Source organism: uncultured Chloroflexus sp. (assembly GCF_938091255.1).
Taxonomy (GTDB): Bacteria; Chloroflexota; Chloroflexia; order Chloroflexales; family Chloroflexaceae; genus Chloroflexus.
Window position 1 is genome coordinate 41,943 of record NZ_CALLJH010000021.1, and the last position, 18,782, is coordinate 60,724.

The 18,782-nt window shown below is 56.8% G+C and carries 18 protein-coding genes; 5 read left to right on the forward strand and 13 right to left on the reverse strand.

The window, feature by feature from the left end:
* Nucleotides 1-59: 59 nt before the first annotated feature.
* The gene (locus Q1A00_RS08265; protein WP_298405545.1) at nucleotides 60-566 is read left to right on the forward strand and encodes a ribonuclease H-like domain-containing protein; all 507 of its coding nucleotides are present in this window, start codon (nucleotides 60-62) and stop codon (nucleotides 564-566) included.
* 40 nt (nucleotides 567-606) lie between these two features.
* Nucleotides 607-2,409, forward strand: coding sequence for a Stk1 family PASTA domain-containing Ser/Thr kinase (pknB, locus tag Q1A00_RS08270; protein ID WP_299756198.1), 1,803 nt, complete (start codon nucleotides 607-609; stop codon nucleotides 2,407-2,409).
* Here the strand turns inward: pknB and Q1A00_RS08275 are convergent.
* From Q1A00_RS08275 to rdgB, 5 genes are all read right to left on the reverse strand, one after another.
* Nucleotides 2,400-2,597, reverse strand: a complete 198-nt coding sequence (locus tag Q1A00_RS08275; protein WP_298405550.1) for a hypothetical protein — start codon at nucleotides 2,595-2,597, stop codon at nucleotides 2,400-2,402. The two genes, pknB and Q1A00_RS08275, sit on opposite strands and share 10 nt — an antisense overlap.
* A gap of 131 nt (nucleotides 2,598-2,728) precedes the next feature.
* Entirely contained in the window at nucleotides 2,729-3,436 is a 708-nt protein-coding gene (locus Q1A00_RS08280) for an ABC transporter ATP-binding protein (protein WP_366144856.1), read from the reverse strand.
* Nucleotides 3,437-3,750: 314 nt separating this feature from the next.
* Nucleotides 3,751-4,671: a branched-chain amino acid transaminase gene (locus Q1A00_RS08285; protein WP_298405556.1), complete on the reverse strand. Its 921-nt coding sequence runs from the start codon at nucleotides 4,669-4,671 to the stop codon at nucleotides 3,751-3,753.
* Between the two features lie 31 nt (nucleotides 4,672-4,702).
* Nucleotides 4,703-5,536, reverse strand: coding sequence for an MBL fold metallo-hydrolase (locus tag Q1A00_RS08290; RefSeq protein WP_299756203.1), 834 nt, complete (start codon nucleotides 5,534-5,536; stop codon nucleotides 4,703-4,705).
* Nucleotides 5,537-5,620: 84 nt separating this feature from the next.
* On the reverse strand, nucleotides 5,621-6,220 hold the full coding sequence (rdgB, locus tag Q1A00_RS08295) for an RdgB/HAM1 family non-canonical purine NTP pyrophosphatase (protein ID WP_298405561.1): 600 nt from the start codon (nucleotides 6,218-6,220) through the stop codon (nucleotides 5,621-5,623).
* Between the two features lie 283 nt (nucleotides 6,221-6,503).
* Between rdgB and Q1A00_RS08300 the strand changes: the two genes are divergently transcribed.
* Genes Q1A00_RS08300 through Q1A00_RS08310 form a run of 3 tightly spaced genes read left to right on the forward strand, consistent with a single transcriptional unit; the run spans nucleotide 6,504 to nucleotide 9,225 of the window.
* Nucleotides 6,504-7,457, forward strand: a complete 954-nt coding sequence (locus tag Q1A00_RS08300) for a decaprenyl-phosphate phosphoribosyltransferase (RefSeq protein ID WP_298405563.1) — start codon at nucleotides 6,504-6,506, stop codon at nucleotides 7,455-7,457.
* 5 nt (nucleotides 7,458-7,462) lie between these two features.
* On the forward strand, nucleotides 7,463-8,269 hold the full coding sequence (locus Q1A00_RS08305) for an isopentenyl phosphate kinase (protein ID WP_298405567.1): 807 nt from the start codon (nucleotides 7,463-7,465) through the stop codon (nucleotides 8,267-8,269).
* Nucleotides 8,266-9,225, forward strand: coding sequence for a stage II sporulation protein M (locus Q1A00_RS08310; protein WP_298405570.1), 960 nt, complete (start codon nucleotides 8,266-8,268; stop codon nucleotides 9,223-9,225). The genes Q1A00_RS08305 and Q1A00_RS08310 overlap by 4 nt, the downstream gene beginning before the upstream one ends.
* A gap of 37 nt (nucleotides 9,226-9,262) precedes the next feature.
* On the opposite strand, the gene Q1A00_RS08315 is transcribed toward Q1A00_RS08310, so the two are convergent.
* The 8 genes from Q1A00_RS08315 to Q1A00_RS08350 all read right to left on the reverse strand — a co-directional run bounded on the left by Q1A00_RS08315 (nucleotide 9,263) and on the right by Q1A00_RS08350 (nucleotide 18,689).
* Nucleotides 9,263-11,245, reverse strand: a complete 1,983-nt coding sequence (locus tag Q1A00_RS08315; RefSeq protein WP_299756206.1) for a glycosyltransferase family 39 protein — start codon at nucleotides 11,243-11,245, stop codon at nucleotides 9,263-9,265.
* A 201-nt stretch (nucleotides 11,246-11,446) separates the two neighbouring features.
* Nucleotides 11,447-11,800, reverse strand: a complete 354-nt coding sequence (locus tag Q1A00_RS08320) for a DUF192 domain-containing protein (RefSeq protein WP_298490371.1) — start codon at nucleotides 11,798-11,800, stop codon at nucleotides 11,447-11,449.
* Nucleotides 11,801-11,806: 6 nt separating this feature from the next.
* The gene (locus Q1A00_RS08325) at nucleotides 11,807-12,742 is read right to left on the reverse strand and encodes a type II secretion system F family protein (protein WP_298490369.1); all 936 of its coding nucleotides are present in this window, start codon (nucleotides 12,740-12,742) and stop codon (nucleotides 11,807-11,809) included.
* 9 nt (nucleotides 12,743-12,751) lie between these two features.
* Nucleotides 12,752-13,750 (reverse strand): type II secretion system F family protein, encoded by a 999-nt coding sequence (locus tag Q1A00_RS08330; protein WP_299756209.1) that lies wholly within the window; start codon nucleotides 13,748-13,750, stop codon nucleotides 12,752-12,754.
* A 42-nt stretch (nucleotides 13,751-13,792) separates the two neighbouring features.
* The gene (locus tag Q1A00_RS08335) at nucleotides 13,793-15,187 is read right to left on the reverse strand and encodes a CpaF family protein (protein ID WP_298405584.1); all 1,395 of its coding nucleotides are present in this window, start codon (nucleotides 15,185-15,187) and stop codon (nucleotides 13,793-13,795) included.
* A gap of 51 nt (nucleotides 15,188-15,238) precedes the next feature.
* Nucleotides 15,239-16,492, reverse strand: coding sequence for a response regulator (locus tag Q1A00_RS08340; RefSeq protein ID WP_299756211.1), 1,254 nt, complete (start codon nucleotides 16,490-16,492; stop codon nucleotides 15,239-15,241).
* A 129-nt stretch (nucleotides 16,493-16,621) separates the two neighbouring features.
* Complete coding sequence (locus Q1A00_RS08345; protein WP_299756213.1) at nucleotides 16,622-17,656, reverse strand: SAF domain-containing protein; 1,035 nt, start codon at nucleotides 17,654-17,656, stop codon at nucleotides 16,622-16,624.
* A gap of 148 nt (nucleotides 17,657-17,804) precedes the next feature.
* Nucleotides 17,805-18,689 carry an alpha/beta hydrolase gene (locus Q1A00_RS08350; protein WP_298402142.1) on the reverse strand — a complete coding sequence of 295 codons (885 nt, stop codon included), beginning with the start codon at nucleotides 18,687-18,689 and terminating at the stop codon, nucleotides 17,805-17,807.
* Nucleotides 18,690-18,782 lie beyond the last annotated feature (93 nt).

Below are 18,782 nucleotides of genomic sequence, written 5' to 3' on the forward strand. Positions count from 1 at the left end.
TTGACGCCATGCAAGGGGCGTGCCATAATGAGCGCGAGACGGCTGCAAGAGGAGTTGGCATGCGCGCCTATCTCGATATCGAAACGGCCTACAACGGCGTCATTAGCGTGCTGGGCATCTACCGGCAAGACCGGGGCATCATTCAGTTGGTTGGCGGCGGGATTAGTGATATTGCACTGTATGATGCGTTAGAACGTGTAACGACCATTGTCACTTTTAACGGCAGCAGTTTTGATCTGCCGGTGATCAAGCGCCAGTTGTATGCCGATCTACGCGCCGAATTCGCCCATCGCGATTTGTTGCATGAATGTCGCCGACGTGGGTTGCGTGGCGGGCTGAAGGGCGTTGAAGAGAAACTTGGCATTGCCCGCGCCTCTGCCGGCCTCAACGGGCGCGATGCACTGCGGCTGTGGGATCGCTATGAGCAGTATGCCGATCACGCCGCACTGCAAACCTTGCTGGATTATAACCGCGATGATGTAGTGAACTTGGCGTTGCTGGAAGCCATTCTTGATGCAAATGGCCCGCTGTTGACCAATCCAGCCCGCACGGTGAAATTGCGGTAAATTGTCACTGATTTGGATGTCTGTGCAAGATCGCTTACCAATGCAACCACAACTACTTGACGGTCGCTACCAAATTGAACGACTGCTCGGCGATGGCGGTATGGCTCGCGTCTATCTGGGACGTGATCTGCGGCTGAATCGCCCGGTAGCGATTAAGATTCCCCATCCCCATCTGATGACCGATCCCGACTTTCTGGCCCGGTTTCGCCACGAAGCGCACGCGGCGGCGATGGTGAGCCACCCCAATCTGGTTGATGTCTACGATGTCGGTCAAGATGGCGACCAGCATTATATTGTGATGGAGTATGTCGCAGGGTCAACGCTCAAGCAATTGATCAACCGCGAAGCACCGTTCGCCATCCCGCGCGCGGTGCGGATCGGCGAGCAGATTGCGCGCGGCTTGCACGCCGCCCACCGCGCCGGGTTGATCCACCGCGACATTAAGCCGCAAAATATTATTGTCACCGATGACGGGCAGGTGCGCATTACCGATTTCGGCGTTGCGAAGAGCCATCTTTCCACCGCGATGACCGAGACCGGCATTACGCTCGGTACAGTTGACTATATCGCCCCCGAACAGGCACAGGGCCGCCCGGCGACACCACAATCCGATATCTACGCACTAGGGGTCGTATTGTACGAGATGCTCACTGGCCGGCTGCCCTTCACCGGCGATACGCCAGTCGCGGTGGCGATGAAGCATATTAGCGAACCACCGCCGCCGCCGCGCCGGTACAATCCGCAGATTCCGGCAGCGCTTGAAGCCATTATCCTCCGCGCGCTAGCTAAAGACCCGGCTCTACGCCAGCGCAGCGCGCTTGAATTGGCCGAAGAGTTGCGTTCATATGAACAACTGGTGACGCAAGCCACGGTGATCAACCCCGGCGTCGAGCCGCCGGCGCAAGGACGGCCTGCCGCGCCGCCGCGCCCCACTCAAGTCACAGCAAGCCGTCCGGCGGCCATTCCCAGCCCGCGCCCAACTACTGCCCGCGCCCCGCGGCAAGAAGGCTTGGGATGCGGCGTCTTTCTGGTGGGGATGCTCACACTGGCCGGCGTACTGGCGGTCGTTTTTGTCGTCAGCAGCGGGATGCTGAACAATCTTTTCGGTAATCTCTCACGGCCAACGACCACCCCACCGCCAAATGGCCAGAACACCGAGGTCGTGCCATCACCTACTGAGGTAGCAACCGTCACGGTGCCCGAACTCGTGGGCCTTAGCGATGGCGAAGCGCGCTCGTTGTTGCAGCAAAATAAGCTCATTCCCGTGCCCAGCAGCGAGCATAACCGCAACGTGCCGCAGGGGATAGTCATCACGCAGGCCATCCCGCCCGGCACAAGCGTCGAAGAGAACAGCCCGGTCTCATATACCGTCAGCTTAGGGCCATTATTGGTGGAAGTGCCAAACGTCACTGGTACACGCCAAGATATTGCCCGCAACCAACTGGCTGCCGCCGGTCTGGTGGTGAATGTGGTGGAAGAGCCGAGCCAGCGGGTTGATGAGGGTTTTGTAATCCGCCAATCGCCCAGCGCCACTCTGCGCATTCCGCAAGGCGATACGGTGACAATTTATGTCAGTCTGGGCGATGTCGTGCGCTTTCCTGACGTGATTGGGCGCAGCCGCGCCGAGGCCGAAGCCATCTTAGCTGATACGACGGGATTAACGCTCGTGTTTGTTGATGTGCAAGGCCGTGACCGTTTGCCCAATTTCGATCGTTACGCGCCCAACGAAGTGGTCAGCGCTGCGCGGGTCGTAGGCAACAATCAGGTGATCGGGATCAATAACGGTGACTACATCCCTCGCGGCAGCAGCATCGTGTTAGGCGTGCGCGCCGTCTATGCGTAGTCAACAGTCGGTGCGTGTTGAGAATGCAACCGTTCGGCTTCGGCCAACAACTGCTGGCGCTCACTGACGCTTAGTGCCCGATCAGCAAAGCGGCGCCACTCTTCATTCGTGGCCCACGCCCACTGGCCAGCAGCAGTCTTGATCCAGCGCGGCGCCTTTGGGGTTGCATGGTGATTGGGTTGCATCATACTTCGTCCACCTCCTCATTAAACAAGTAAGACATAACTTCTTTATCTTACAGATGCCAGTCACAAATGAATCGTAACACCTTGTTCTTGCGACCGGCTGAATAAAGCGTCACTCACGGCTAACAACCTGCTCATCGCATTGCCGGCATGGTTTCTTCGCTGATCCGGCCATTGCGCAATTGGAAAACCCGATCGGCAACTCCAATCATCTCGCGGCTATGCGTCACCATCAGCAACGTTTTGCCCACCTGCCGGGTGAGCCGGTCGAGCAGATCAAGCACCTGCGCACCGGTATCGCTATCAAGATTACCGGTCGGCTCATCGGCCAACACGAGATCAGGGTTGTGCACCAGCGCGCGCGCAATCGCCACTCGCTGCTGTTCGCCGCCGCTGAGGCGATCAGGATAGGTGTTAGCACGATCGGCTAACCCTACCGCAGCGAGCATCTCTAACGCTGTTGTGCGCGCCGCCAGCCCGCGTTGGCCGTTTAACTCGAGCGGCAACAACACATTTTCTAGCGCCGTCAACGTTGGCGCAAGGTTGTAGAACTGGAACACAAACCCGATTGACCGGCGGCGAAAGAGCGTGCGTTCCCGTTCGCTCAGTTGGTCAAGCCGCTGGCCAGCCACCCAGATTGCGCCCGAACTCGGCGTGTCAATCCCGCTGACCAGATTGAGTAACGTACTCTTGCCACTGCCGCTCTTGCCAAGCAACACCACAAATTCGCCAGCAGTTACTGTGATTGTAATGTCGTGCAACACGGTGCGCTGTTGATCACCCTCAACGTATGATTTCGTGACCCGTTCGCACCGGATGACAGTTTTGTCAAACATTTGCATTGCCTATCGCAACGTTTTGCACAAGTATTGTAGTATTATACGGCATGTTGTCCGGAACACGCAACGCATTGCGTAATAGCGCTGCACTGCCTGAAGGATGAAGTGCGGCAGAGGAACTACCGCACTCCGTAGGTGGCAGGATAAGGGATCGGGTGAACGCAACCGGTATGCCAAGGCCAACAGCGATCACCTTTGTACTCGGAAGAGACGGGATGCTTGGGCAATGTAACACATTGGTCAAACCAGCTCGCGCAACGCTAGGCAAACGATGCGCTGCTGGTGCCAACGCAATCCATTACCAGCACGGCCTCATCCTAGGCGTATTCAAGCCAGCCATAGCGATCTGGCCGCTCGCCTTGCACAATGCCAAAGAAGGCCTCTTGCACAGCAGCCGTGATCGGGCCACGACGACCGGCGCCCACCGGGATGCGATCGACCGAGCGGATTGGCGTCACCTCAGCGGCAGTACCGGTAAAGAAGAGTTCATCGGCAATATAGAGCATCTCGCGCGGTAAGACCTGCTCGCGCACCTCGACCCCCATCTCACGCAAGAGGGTCATCACCGTATCGCGGGTAATCCCGCTGAGGATCGAGGAAGTCAATGGCGGTGTATACACCACCCCATTGCGCACCAAAAACAGGTTTTCGCCGCTGCCTTCGCTCACATGGCCGTCGGCGTCGAGGGCAATGCCTTCGGCGTAGCCGTTTGCTAGCGCCTCCATCTTGATCAACTGCGAGTTCATGTAATTGCCGCCCGCTTTAGCCAACGCCGGCATTGTATTCGGCGCGAAGCGATTCCACGACGAGACGCACACATCAACCCCTTGCTCCATCGCTTCGGCACCAAGGTACTTGCCCCATTCGATCGTGGCAATCGCCACTTCGATCGGGTTATTCTGCGGGTTGACGCCAATTTCGCCATAGCCGCGGAAGACAACCGGCCTAATGTAGCCGGAACGCAACCGGTTGGCACGCACCGTCTCTTTGACCGCCGCCACCAATTGATCGAGGGTGTAGGGGATGGTGGTGCGATAAATCTTCGCCGAGTCGATCAAGCGTCGCATATGCGGGGTCAAGCGAAAGATCGCCGGGCCTTGCGGCGTCTCATAACAGCGGATGCCCTCGAAGAAGCTGGTGCCATAATGAACGACGTGCGACATCACATGGATCGTCGCTTTGTCCCATTCCACCAACTCACCATTGAACCAGATGTAATCCATTTTTTGGATCGGCATTGATCGTCTCCTTTGCTGGCATTCAAGCTCATTATTCATCAAGCGCAAACAGATGCGGTTGCTGCCATCGTTCGTCAGCACGCCAGATCGGAATGCCGCTCGGTATCGGCTGCGCCCGCGCCGGTAGGGGATGTAAGCGCGGGATACGTTGCACACCAGACTGCCGTAACGCCCGCCCCACCCCGGCCACTGCTGCTTGCGGCGTATTGGCATGGCGCGAGAGGTGGGCTAACCAGATATCGCTCGGCGCGCCGGTAGCAACGACATGGGCTAGCAACTGGCCGCATTGCGTGTTATCAAGATGGCCGCGCGGCCCGCTGATTCGCCGGCGTACCGCCGGTGGGTAAGGTGCAGACGGCAATAACTCGCGGTCATGGTTCGCTTCGAGCACGATGAGATCTGCCGCACTAAGCGCGGTTACTGTCGTCGCATCCCAACTGCCCAAGTCAATGGCTACCGCAACCGTCACCCCTGCCGCCTGTACACGATATCCAACCGGATCGGCAGCATCGTGCGGGACGCGAAAACTCTCGACGCTAAATGCGCCGATGGCGCCCCGTTCACCAACGGGCAAAGCCGCGATTGGCGCCGCCGTCGCTGTTTCACCGAGCGCCGCCAATGTCGGCGCATTGGCTACTAACGGAATGCCATACCGGCGCGCAAACGCCACTGCGCTCAGGGCATGATCGTCGTGCTCGTGGGTCAACAGCACTACGCGCACTTGGGTAGGAACAACGCCACGATCGGCAAGCAATCGTTCGAGTGAGCGCAGCGAGATACCGGCATCGATTAGCAACGCCTCATCACCCGCTTGCATCAACAGCGCATTGCCGGCGCTGCCTGAAGCTAACGACGCGACGAACACACAATCCTCCAAACCGCTTTCTCAAGCCGATGCGCCGGCAGCATCACCCTCATCCTTTCCTCCGCTGGGCAGTGAAGGGTCGTACTATAGTGATGCATGCAGCCAGCGCGCCAACACCTCCCGCGCTGCCCGGGCTGCCTGCGCCCGATGGCTAATCTGATTTTTGCGCTCGGCGCTCAGCTCGGCCAGCGTTGCATCTTCATCAAGCACGTAGAAGAGCGGGTCATAGCCAAACCCACCGCTGCCGCGCGGGGCAAATTCGATCACGCCGGGCAATGTGCCTTCAACCAGTTCTGTCGGACGATTGGGATGCGCCAGCGCAATCACGCATACAAAGCGGGCCAGTCGTTGATGCCACGGCACATCACGCATCTGGTCGAGCAGGTATTGTAACTGCGCCGGGCCACTCACGCCGCCGTACCGAGCCGAATGCACCCCCGGCGCGCCACCTAGCGCCGCTACTTCTAAACCGCTATCATCGGCCAAGGTTGGCAACCCGCTGAGCGCGCAGTACCCCTCGGCCTTCAGTCGTGCATTCTCGGCAAAAGTTTGCCCAGTCTCCGCCAACACCATCGTGATTCCGAGATCGGCCAATGAATAAAGGCGCAGGTTGAGATCGGCGAAGATCGCGGCAAATTCACGCAATTTGCCCGGATTGTGGGTAGCGATCAGCAGTTCGTGCATAACGTTTTTTGTCGGGATGCCTACGATAAAGCTGGCAGCCATTGTACACGAATGTAGAGGCGCGGGCAACCACGACCGGGAATAGGCATTTGGGATCAGGGAGATAGGGAGAAGACCCATAACCCGCTGAACCAAGCCAAAACTCGCAGTGAAAGATTAAGATGCTCATTCATCATTCCGCATTACGCATACTATCAACCTACTCATGCTTTCGTTGACGATTGTCGCCCCTGTCGAGTACAATCAAGACAAGTGAATCGTACCAAGGCATTGACAGGCAGGCATGAACAATCTTCCCAGAACCCAATCAATCGAACGCGCCGCGCCACTCAGCGCCCGTTCGTTGCACGCGCTCGTGCGCACTATGCGCCCGCGGCAATGGATCAAAAATGTTTTCGTCTTTGCTGCAATCGCCTTTTCTGAAGGTCGTCTCTGGTATTATGAACCGCTCGAACTCCTGCGTGTGATCGGGGCGTTTGTTGCATTTAGCATGGCAGCTAGTGCTATCTATCTGATCAATGATCTGGTTGATATTGAGAAAGATCGGGCGCATCCGAAAAAACGGCATCGTCCGTTAGCTGCTGGGTTACTTAGCCCCACTGTCGCAGCCGTAACCGCAGCGATTTTGATCGTTTCAGTCTTTCCATTTGCAGTCTGGTTGGACGGTGATCTCGACTTTGCGCTGGTGCTGGCCATCTACGTAGTGGTGCAAGGGTTCCTCTACAGCTATTGGCTCAAGAATATCGTAATCTTCGATATTCTCATTATTGCCGCTGGTTTTATCTTGCGCGCCGTCGCCGGCGCAGCGGTGATCGATGTTGTGATCACACCGTGGCTGATCGTCTGTATGGGGTTGTTGGCGCTCTTCCTTGGCATCGGCAAACGCCGCCATGAGTTGAAACTGCTTGAAGGCGGAGCCGGCAACCACCGGCGCATCCTCGCAGAGTACTCGATCCCCTTGCTCGATCAGATGCAGGCGATCGTTACCGCTAGCATCGTGATGGCGTACAGTATGACGGCCTTCTCGGCGCCGGTTGCGCCCCAAGAGCCGTTTCCAATGCTGATGATCACGATCCCGTTTGTGGTCTATGCCATTTTCCGCTATCTGTACCTGATCTATCAATGCGATGGCGGCGGCGCGCCCGAAGAATTAGTATTGCAAGATTGTCCGTTGGCGCTGAGCATTATCTTGTGGGGTTTGACCGTTTTAGGTGTTTTGATCATTTTTCCGTCGTAAATGCCGTGTATACCTTCGTCAAATTTGGCGGTTCGGTCATTACCGATAAGGCTGGGCGTGAAGCGGCTGATTTGCCCGTGATCGAGGCGCTGGCCGGTGCAGTGGCAGCGGCGCGCGCTGCCGATCCGGCGCTAGCGTTAGTGCTCGGCCATGGCAGCGGCTCGTTTGGTCACCACTACGCGGCACGCTACGGCGTCCATCGCGGGACGCCGCTCGATGCTGACCATACCGGCTTTGCCCTTACTGCTGCTGCGGCGCTGCGTCTTAACCGGATCGTGGTTGACGCCTTGCTTGCCGCTGGCGTGCCGGCAGTCAGCTTGCAACCTTCAGCTTCACTGCTCAGCACTAATGGCCAGATTACCGATTGGGAAACTACGCCGATCAACGAGGCGCTCAAGCGCCGGTTGGTACCGGTCATTCACGGCGATGTCGCCTTTGACACGGCTCAAGGCACCGCTATCATCTCAACTGAAGCACTCCTGAGCTTTCTGGCGCTGCATAGCCCGCTGCAACCGCGCCGGATCGTGCTGGTCGGCGAAGCAGCAGTCTACACCGCCGATCCGCACCGTGACCCGTCGGCCCAGCCGATTCCGTTGATCAATCGTACCAATATTGGGCAGGTGTTGTCTGGTGCCGGCGAATCGCGTGCCGCCGATGTTACCGGCGGTATGCGGAGCAAGCTTGAGGTGATGTGGCGTTTGGTCGAGACCGTGCCCGGCCTAGAAGTCTACCTCATCGGGCCGCAACCCGCCTTGTTGACCGCGGCATTGCTTGGCCAACCGCTCGCCAGTGGCACATGTATTCGGCAATGACTACGCCTGAACACCAGATTCGCCAACGTCATAGGGCATGGCAACGCCTTGAGGAGCTGATCACACTCGCTAACGGCGGGATCAGCCAATTACCGGCAGACGAATTGCGCGAGCTGGGCCAACTGTACCGGCAAGTCTGCACCGATCTCGCCATTGCCCGCCGCGATTATCCCGATCATACCCTTACCCATTATCTCAACCAGCTCGTGACTCGCACTCACGGGGTGATCTACCGCTACAGCGCCGCCGAACCCAATCGGGTGATCACGTTCTTCCGCTACACCTTGCCGCACACCTTCCGCGCCACGTGGCCGATGACGTTGACCGCGGCGCTGGTGTTTCTGTTACCGGCTATCGCCTCATTTATCGCCGCTTTCCGCGATCCCGCCTTGAGCGAAGCCTTCGTGCCCGGCGTTGATTTCATCGTCAATCAGATTCGCAACGGTGAAGAGTGGTGGTTGCGGATCAACGAAGGCCCCGCCGCCGCTTCAGCCGAGATAATGACCAACAATATCACAGTAGCGATCAGAGCGTTTGCCGGCGGGGTTACATTAGGACTGTATACCCTCTACGTGTTACTTATGAACGGTTTGTTGTTGGGGACGATTGCCGGCATTGCCCAACGCTTCGATTTTGCAGCTAACCTCTGGGGCTTTGTCGCCGCGCATGCCACCCTCGAATTCAGCGCCATTTTTATCGCCGGCGGCGCCGGTCTACAATTGGGTTGGGCAATACTCCGGCCCGGCACCCTGAGCCGGCGTGGTGCCTTAGTCGTGGCCGCCCGGCGCGCCGTGGTGTTACTGATCGGTTGCGCCTTGATCTTGGTCGTTGCCGGTCTGATCGAAGCCTTTATTTCACCCACTACTTTCCCTCTTGCTCTGAAACTGTTCGTCTCGATCAGTTCAGGCGCCATCCTCTACGCATATCTCCTACTGAGCGGTCAAGATAAGGAATAGGCAGCAACGCGCCAAGAAGGTGATAAGAGGGTACCCGTCATTGACCGCCTCCTACCGGTCGCCGCACGAGTCGGATTGATTCTACGATCACCGTTCCGCCATCACCGGCGCTGACCGGATCGAAGCGCAACCCACCCACGAGATCAAGCCGATCAGCTAGGGCGGTTACATCAAGCCGGTAAGTAGCTACCGTATTCCCCTGCGTGATGGTAAAGCGGATTGAATATGCTTCGCTGGTCTGGCCGGCTGGATCAAGGAGAAAGAGTTGGGCATCGCGCGCATTGGTTGTCGTTGCTAAGCGCACCTCTATCGCCGTTACATCAGCCAGCGAGAACAGCAACGGCGGACTGATCAGCGCCGGATCGAATGCCGGCGTCAATTGCCAACCGGCAGCGGTCATTGCTTCAGCCACTACTCCGGTGGCGCGCCAACCCCAACGTCCGGCGCGAAAATCCCAGCCATCTGCCCACAATAACGCATTCGCACGCGGGATCATGCGATACGACGGCAGATCGGCGGCCAACGCCACCGGTCGCAACTTAGCCTGCAGTGGGTCGTAGCAGGCTGCTACATGCTCAGCGGTCAAGCCAAATCGCTCAGCCGGTGTTGGCGGTTGGCCGGGTGGGGCAGGCGCCGGACGCTGTGCTTCATCGGCAATCAGCACCGCATAACCACTGGCCAAGGTGGTCTCGATCCGTTGTTGGATCAGGGCACAAGCCGCCAGCCAATCGCCGCCGCTCGCAATCATCGCCTGATTGAGGCCATAGACGGTATCACGACCCCAGTAATGGGGTAGATAAAGCTCGAGCACGCCATCGGGCACAATGATCAGATCACCGGGTTGGCTAAGCTCAGCTAGGGCTGCTGCAATCCGGCGTTGCAAATCCCGATTGGCATCACCCCGTTCCACGATCGCCGGCAGATTAAGCGCAAACAACACCACCGCCAGAGCAATACCGGCTACACCTGCCAGCCCTGCGCGCCAACGATCGAGCGGATGGCGGGTAGCTAACGCTGCACTGAGCAGCACCGCTAACGGCGGCAGGCTAGCGATCCAGAACTCGATATTATCCGGTTCCCACCAGAGGAAGAACAAGCCATACACCAGCAGCCAGCTCAGCAATCCAGCCAGCAACGAGCGCGGCAACCGGGCAATCCCACTCCACCCAGCTAGCAGCAGCGTGCAGGCTAGCACACCGACGATCGCACCGCCGTTCATAGCCAGCGTCTCACTCCAACCTTTCCCCAAACCGACCAATTTCGCGCCATCAATCGCGCCCCCCCAAAACCCGGTGCGGGCATAACCGGTCAACCACGCCCACACCTCATCCCAACGGCGCATCCCGCTCACACCGAGCACCACCCCCAGATACGCGCCACCCACCACGCATCCCAGCGGCAGCAGATAGGCTATGTTCAAGCGTAGGCGGTCACGGTCATTGCTCACTGCCAACCTAAGCGTCACCAGCGCCGGAACCACTAATAAAGCATTGGTCTGGTGACCCAGCACCGCTACCCCATGCGCTACCCCTAACCAAAAGGCCGTCTGCCAGCGTGGCTGGCGCGCAATAGCGGCTAGTAGCCACAGCGCAACGGTCAGGGCAACCGCAGCAAGGGTGTAGACCTCTACCTCAACCGCGTAATACCAGTAGGCATAACTCCAGCCAACGCTCAACGCCGCCGCTAGAGCGGCCATCATCGAACCAGTCACAGCGCGCCCCAGCAAAAAGATCAGCACCACGCCGACCGCGCCGGCGAGAGCATTCACTACTTGCAGCCACAGCTCGGCGCTACCCTGCCAACCCAAACCGGTTGCCAGCCACCGGATCAACGCCCCCAGCGGACCGTAGAGGAGGTGATGGGGATGAAACAACTCTGGCCATGGCTTGCGATCAACGTCGAGGATGTACGAGAGGGCATCGTAGGTATGCACCTTGGTTAATGTGAGCAGGTAGAGTGCAATAAAAGCGACACCCAGCAACAACGCCAGCCAGCGCGAATAGGCTTGGGAATCGTTCATTGGCGACGTTCAAATGAGCTAACTTCGCTATACCAGCAACCGATCATCATGAGCAAAGCCAGAATTTGGAATATGCAGAGTGCGGCAGTTGTACTGCCGCACTCCATAAACGAGAGAGGCCCGTCCAAACGAGTAGGGTCATGTTCCCCGCCACAGCATTGGTCGTCTAGACACCCACCCTGTGCTATAGCAGCAGAACCTTCATTCTGCCGGCTGCACCACAATCTGATCACCGATGGCGGTTTGGGTTGCAGCAATCACCCCAGCCGGCAGCTCAAGCACATAGCGCGCGCGGCGATGGCCAGCGTAAAGCCGCCATGGCGGCAATGACGGGTAGAGTGCGACCACCTGCCCTTGCCGATCAACGAAAATGGCATCGATTGGAAACCGCATGAAGAGCATATGAATGCTGCTGCACGGCTCAATCAACAATCCACCGCCTTCTGGCAATGATGATCGTCCGAGCAAACCACGGCCACGGCTCAAAAAGGTGCGCGCCACTTCGCATTGGCGGGCAAGGACAGCGTGCCGAGATTGATTCACGATCTGCACCATCACCGCCTAATTACCCATCCCGCTATTCATCACTCCCAAGGCCGACATAATTCGTGGTACGGCCGGGCCGAGGATCACAACGAACAGTGCGGGGAAGATCAAAAATACCATCGGAATCAACATCTTCACTGGTGCCTTCTGGGCTGCCTCTTCTGCACGCTGGCGCCGGCGCACCCGCAACTGATCAGACTGGATGCGTAGAATCTTCGACATCGACACACCTAATTGATCGGCTTGGATCACTGCCGAGACGAAGGTCTGCACATCATCAACACCGGTGCGGGCAGCCAGATCACGCAGAGCTTCACGGCGGGTGCGACCAAGACGAATATCTTGCAGTACACGCTGGAATTCGCGCGACAATTCGTTATCCCACTTCTGCGCTACCCGCTGCAAGGCCAAATCAAATGCCAACCCAGCTTCGACGCTGATGCACAGCAGGTCGAGCGCATCAGGCAGCGCCTTCAGAATATTCTTCTTGCGCTCTCTGATCTTCCGGTCGAGCCAGATACCGGGTAAAATATACCCGATCGCCGCTGCGATAAACGTCCCCATCAAAGCCTGCATCAACGGCAGGCGGCTCATCACCAAGACCCCAATCAACACCATCAACACAATTGCCAGCGCCATGCGCAAGCCAATGAACATATTGGGTGAGATATTACCGGGATTGCCGGCCAATTGCAGGTTCGTCCGCAACCGTTCCTGATTCTGCTTAAGGCCAAACCGGCCAAGCGTATTCAGCAGAGCACGAAACATCGGGACAAGTACGCGTTCGCGAAACGGCTGCTGTAACTCAAGCTCTTCGAGTGACAACGACACGTCAGTATACTGATCCAGCCGTTCGCTAATCGCTCGCGACTGATTCATCTGCCGAACTGCAATCAGGATAAGCGCAGCGCCAACTATCACAATTCCGCCGATAATCAATATATCGGTCATGGCCGCACCTCACACTTCGATATCGATAATTTTCTGGATCGCAAAATATCCCATTGCGATCATCACCAACGACGTCACCGGCATACAGCACCACGCCTGCGGCGGCATCCCGATCGTGAACAGGGGGGCCATATAATCAGGATTCACGACCGTAATGAACATCGCCAAGCCAATCGGCAGACCGGTAATAATCCACGACGAAATCCGGCCTTGCGCAGTGAGGGTGGAAATCTCACCCTTGATCCGCACACGCTCACGGATCGTATGACCGATCGTATCAAGAACTTGGGCCAGATTCCCACCAACCTCCATTTGAATACTGACGGCAGTAATCAAGAGATCGAGGTCATCAGAGGGAACGCGCCGGAGCAGGTTCTGCAACGCCTCCTCGGTTGAGCGACCGAGACCAACTTCTTGCACCACCCGACGAAACTCGACCGAAGCGGGAGCTGGCGCCTCACGCGAGACCATATCGAGCGTCTGCAAGAAGCTATAACCGCCGCGCAGCGCATTAGCCATCATTGTAATCACATCGCCCAATTGGTTATTAAAGGCTTTCACACGCTGGGCGGCACGAAGATTCACATATAAGTCGGGCAGAAAGGAAAAAATGACCGCAAACACGAGAGCAGCCACCACTTGGGCGAGAAAATTAGCCCGGCCAAGAATAAAGCCAAACACCACGCCGAGCAGGGCCGCACCCAACTTCAGACCAATAAACTCGGCCACGGTCAGTTTCAGGTCGGCGCGTGCCAGCTCGTTCTTGATCGAGCTGCCCCGCTTGCTGCGTGAAACAACTGCATCAATGCGCTCGATCGCTTGGCGCGCAACCGGCTCATTAGGCCGTTCTTGCGCTTTGCCGCCGGCATACGTCTCAAGGCGCTGCGCCACATCAACCGTGGCCGACTGCCGCATCAACGCCACCACCACGGCCAGCAGCACGATCAGCAAAAGACCTAATATACCTAACGTAACCGGCATTATCTCCGGTGATAACAAGACATCCATAGGATCGACGCCTCCCTCTAGCGCCGGCGGTGGGCGGTATGCTTAGAAGCTGAAACGCTCCGACGAACCAAAGATGGTTGGCGGCAAGAAGATGTTAAGCGCCTCGAACTTCTCGAGGAACCGCGGTCGCACCCCTGTGGGGCGCAATTGGCCCACGATCTTGCCCTTCTCATCAATACCGGTCTGTTCAAAGACGAAAATATCCTGCAAGACAACCACGTCGCCTTCCATTCCTGCAACCTCGGTAATTTGGGTCACTTTGCGCGAGCCGTCTTTCAACCGCGACTGCTGGACGAAGACGTGAATAGCGGAAGCAATTTGCTCACGAATCGCACGCGCGGGCAGATCCATACCTGCCATCAAACACATCGTTTCAATACGACTGATGGCATCACGCGGCGTATTGGCGTGGATTGTCGTCATCGAACCATCGTGGCCGGTATTCATCGCCTGCAACATATCAAGCGTCTCACCGCCGCGGCACTCACCGACAATAATCCGTTCGGGGCGCATACGGAGACAGTTAATCACCAGATCACGGATCGTAACCTCGCCTTTGCCTTCGACATTTGGCGGACGTGATTCAAGGGTCACAACGTGATCTTGGCGCAATTGCAACTCGGCAGCGTTTTCGACGGTAATAATTCGCTCGTCTTCTGGAATGAACGACGATAGCACATTGAGCAATGTCGTCTTGCCCGAACCGGTACCACCAGCCACCACAATATTCAGACGCGCTTTGACGCATGCTGCCAGAAAATCGGCCATATCTTGCGACATCGAGCCAAAGCGCACCAAATCTTGCACCGTCAGCTTATCTTTGCGGAACTTACGGATTGTGATCGTTGGCCCATTCAACGCCAAGGGGCGGATCACCACGTTCACACGCGATCCATCTTTGAGACGGGCATCGACCATCGGCGATGACTCATCAACGCGCCGGCCCAGCGGCGCAACGATTCGATCGATAATCCGCATCACATGGTCATCATCGGCGAAGGTAATATCGGTCTTGATCAACTTGCCCTTCTTTTCGATGTAGACCTGTTTTGGGCCGTTGACCATAATCTCACTGACATCTTCATCAGCCAGCAACGGCTCGATCGGCCCCAAGCCGATGATATCAGCCGTAATGCTCTCAAACAGACGCTGGCGCTCGGCACGCGACAATACGATACTCTCGCTATCGAGAATCGCGTTAAAAATCTCTTCGACCTGTTTGCGCACTTTGGCCGAATTGTTCAGATCAAGCTGCGGATTCAGTTCATTGATCAGGCGATCCTGCACGCGAGAACGCAGCTCACGGAACGTCTCATCCGTACTTGGCGCACCAACCGCCGGCAACCGGCTGGTTGTTTCAGGCCGGATCGGCGCACGCGACGCCGCCGGTTCGACCGGTGTAGGGACGTTCCCACCAATTCGCTTCAGCAACGACATCGCGCTCACCTCCCTTATTGGTACCGCAAACACCGGTCAATGCCACGCGCATTAGCGACGGGGAATCAGACCGCCGAACAAACTGCGCGACTTCGCACTACTCTCGGCTGTCGCCTCTTTATTCGCTTTCGCGACCAATTCTCGCGCCAGATTCATGATATCTTTCGCCACTTGATGGTTCGGTTTCGCCATCACGATTGGCGCCCCCTGATTGATCGCCAGTGTCATTTCTTGCGCTGCATCGCCAATCTGCAATGCCAACTTGCGTTGCAAGTGTTTTTCTACCTCATCAGCCCGAATCCCGGTGCGATTGGTCGCCTTGTTCAAGACCAACATCACCTTCTCGGCAGGATAATTCAGCAGATCAGCCACTTCAAGGAAGAGCTTAACATTGCGGATGCAGTGCATCTCGAGCGTCATCAGCGTCACGATACGTTGGGCCAAATCTAGCGCGGCCAGTGAGCGGTCTTGAAACGAGGCTGGCGTATCAACTACGACATAATCGTACTCTTGTCGCAACACCTCAAGAATAGCGCGGATATGGTCAGCCGTCACTATCTCGCCACGTTGCGGATCGGGCGGGGCCAGCAGTACCTTTACTTGAGTGGGATGGGTCGCCATCACATCGTTGAGCAGATCGCGATCGAGACCTTCGATCCGCGACGCGATATCAACGATCGTCTTATCAGCGCGCAGATTGAGAATAACGCTCAGATCACCGAAGATCACATTCCCGTCAACGAGGGCAACCTTCTTATTCGTTTGCTGCCTGATCGCGATCGCCAAATTAGCGGCAATCGACGAAACACCTACCCCGCCTTTCGGGCTAAACACGGCGAAGATCTGGCCCTCAACCGAAGGTTTTCCATCCGCTGCCACGCCAGCCGCTGCGCCGCCGGCAACTGCTACCACCGGACGCATCGCCGCCAGTTTGGCAACATGCCGGATGGAACGATAGAGATCATCGGCGCTAATCGGCTTGATTAGAAACTCGCGCGCACCGGCCAACATCGCCCGCCGGATGTAATCGGTCTCGCCCTGCACGCTCATGATGATGACTTGGATGCCCGGATCTTGGGTAAGGATCGCCTCGGTAGCGGCAATCCCATCCATATCGGGCATATTAATATCCATCAAAATGACTTGCGGGCGATATTGGCGAGCAAACGCAATCGCTTCGCGCCCATTGCTCGCTTTCGCAACAACTTCGATATCTTTTTCAAAGAAGAGCAACTTCTCGAGCTGATCGCGCGTGTCGATCACATCATCAACGATCATGACTCGAATCTTTTCGGCTTCACTCATGCCTTAGCTCCTCAGACCTCGTACTATTGGTAGTGGCAACGGACGCACACACTTGCGATAACGCATTGGCTATGATCGGGCGTACTGCATATTGTCATTTTACCCTAGAGCCGGCACTAATGGAATAACTCATGGACGCGGAGTTGGCGTTGGTTGGGGCGTAAACACTTCGGCCTCGCCGTAAACACGCGGTGGCAACGGTTGCGGTAATGGCAGACCAAACTCGCGCACCAAGAGATCAATAGTCACACCACTCGTTGTTTCAACGGTATCATCATTGGCGCCCCGCAACGCCAGCACAATCCGGGCACTGCTCTGGTTCGCGAACTCGATCAACTCAATTTCTTGATCGGTCAATGCCAGCACAATGACCCATGTTCCCTCGGTTAACGTGCTTGAACCCGTACTACTACCGGCGGAACCAATCGGTTGACCGGAAGCATCAACTGCTGGCGGGCCACCAGTTGTCGGAGTACCAGTTTCACCGGTTCTTTCACCTTCAACAGGCGGTGGGGTTGCCGGACGCACAATCTGGAGCACCTGTGCGCGCTGGATGATAGTCTTTGTGGTGAAGAAGGTTTGGGTTTCGCCGTATTGATATTCACGGACAAGTTGGTCAACCTCATTAACGGTTATCACTTGCACAGGTCCGGGACGAATAATTTGGCGATCAACCGGAAAAGTGGCAATAATATCAACAAAATCGTTGATTGTCACCTGATCGGCCACGCCTGATAAGCTGTCAACTAAGATGGGGTACGCTTTCACCCGTGGTTGGCCGGGTTCGGCAGTCGGGATCCGTTGCGAAAGGCCGGGATCGCGTACATTATCGCGCCGGATCGATTGGCCAGCCACGACCGGATTGACAAGCAACTTCCCGAGGACATCATTAATGTTGCTAAATTCGTTCTTTTCGTCAAATTCGGTGATAGGCACCTGTACCACATCGAGCAGCGCCGGATCGTTGATCAAGGTATTAGCATCAAGATCCACCAGCGCCTGCACCACGGGTACTAACGGCACTGTTGTTGGCGTCGGCGGAATTTCCGGCGTTGTTGAGGTAGTGGTACGTCCCGCTCCTCCGCGCAAGAGCAAGAAAGCCGCCAACCCACCAATAATGACGATGAGGCCGATGAGTAGAAACAGTAATGCGCCACGCTGCATAGAAGGCAACCTTCCTGTTCAGAGCGAAGCCGGTTAGCTTCGCGCATTGCCTTGCCCATTATAGCATACGCTGGCAAGAGAGAACAGAAAGTTTGCGCCTTTTATGCGGCGAAGTATTCTTTACACTCTATCATTGACACTGTAAACACTACGACGAATAATCGTTTTCTCTATCGAGAAAGCGCGCAATTGCGTGATAGCACGCCGCAGGTTCTTCAACCATTGGTACATGACCGCAATCAGGAATGAAATAGACCTGCGCATCCGGTAAGTAACGGCTTAGCGATTTGACATTGATTGGTGGAAAGACCGGATCATGGCGCCCGCTGATTAACAACACCGGCGGCAATGGCCGTTGCACGGCGCGCTTGAGTTGGGGATGGCCCATAATCGCCGCCGCTTCCATGGCGACCAGCGGATCCATCGCGACGAGATCGGCAATGCCTTGCGCTAACAATGAACTATCGAGCGGGCGACGCACCATCGGGCGGGCCAGCAGATCAGGCGTGGGCGGCATTGTCCACCACGCCTGCCGCCATTGCTGGGTCACACCCCACCATGGCCGCCACCAAATCAGCCACGGTCGCCAGTATGCCGCCGCTACTTGCCACTGCGCCCCAGCAATCGTGACCAGACTATCCTCGTAGAGACTGGCGCTGAAGCCAAAGCTGATCAGTCCTAATCGCTCGACCCGTTCGCAGGCAAAATCGGCAACCGCCAACGCTATCGCTGCGCCAAGTGAATGGCCTACCAGCGCAAACCGGTCAATATCGAGCGCATCGGCAACCGCTAGCACTGTGCGTGCGTACGATGCTAACGTCACCGGCTCGATCGGCGCTGGCGAAGCCCCACATCCGGGTAGATCGATCGCAATCAACCGCCGGTTGGGCAAAAAAGCTGGCGCAGCTTGCCAATAGCGGCTCGAACCGCCCCATCCATGCAAAAAGATCAGGGGGCGTCCCTGACCAGAAACCCGAAACGCGACCGGCCCAAGCGGACTTTCAATTTCCCAGAGTGTCGGCGACGTTGACATGGCAAACCTCCTTCGCTGTATCCACTATAATCCCAAGCAGTTACAGAATGTTGTCAAATGATGCAACCAAGTTTGACAAATATGTCAAATATC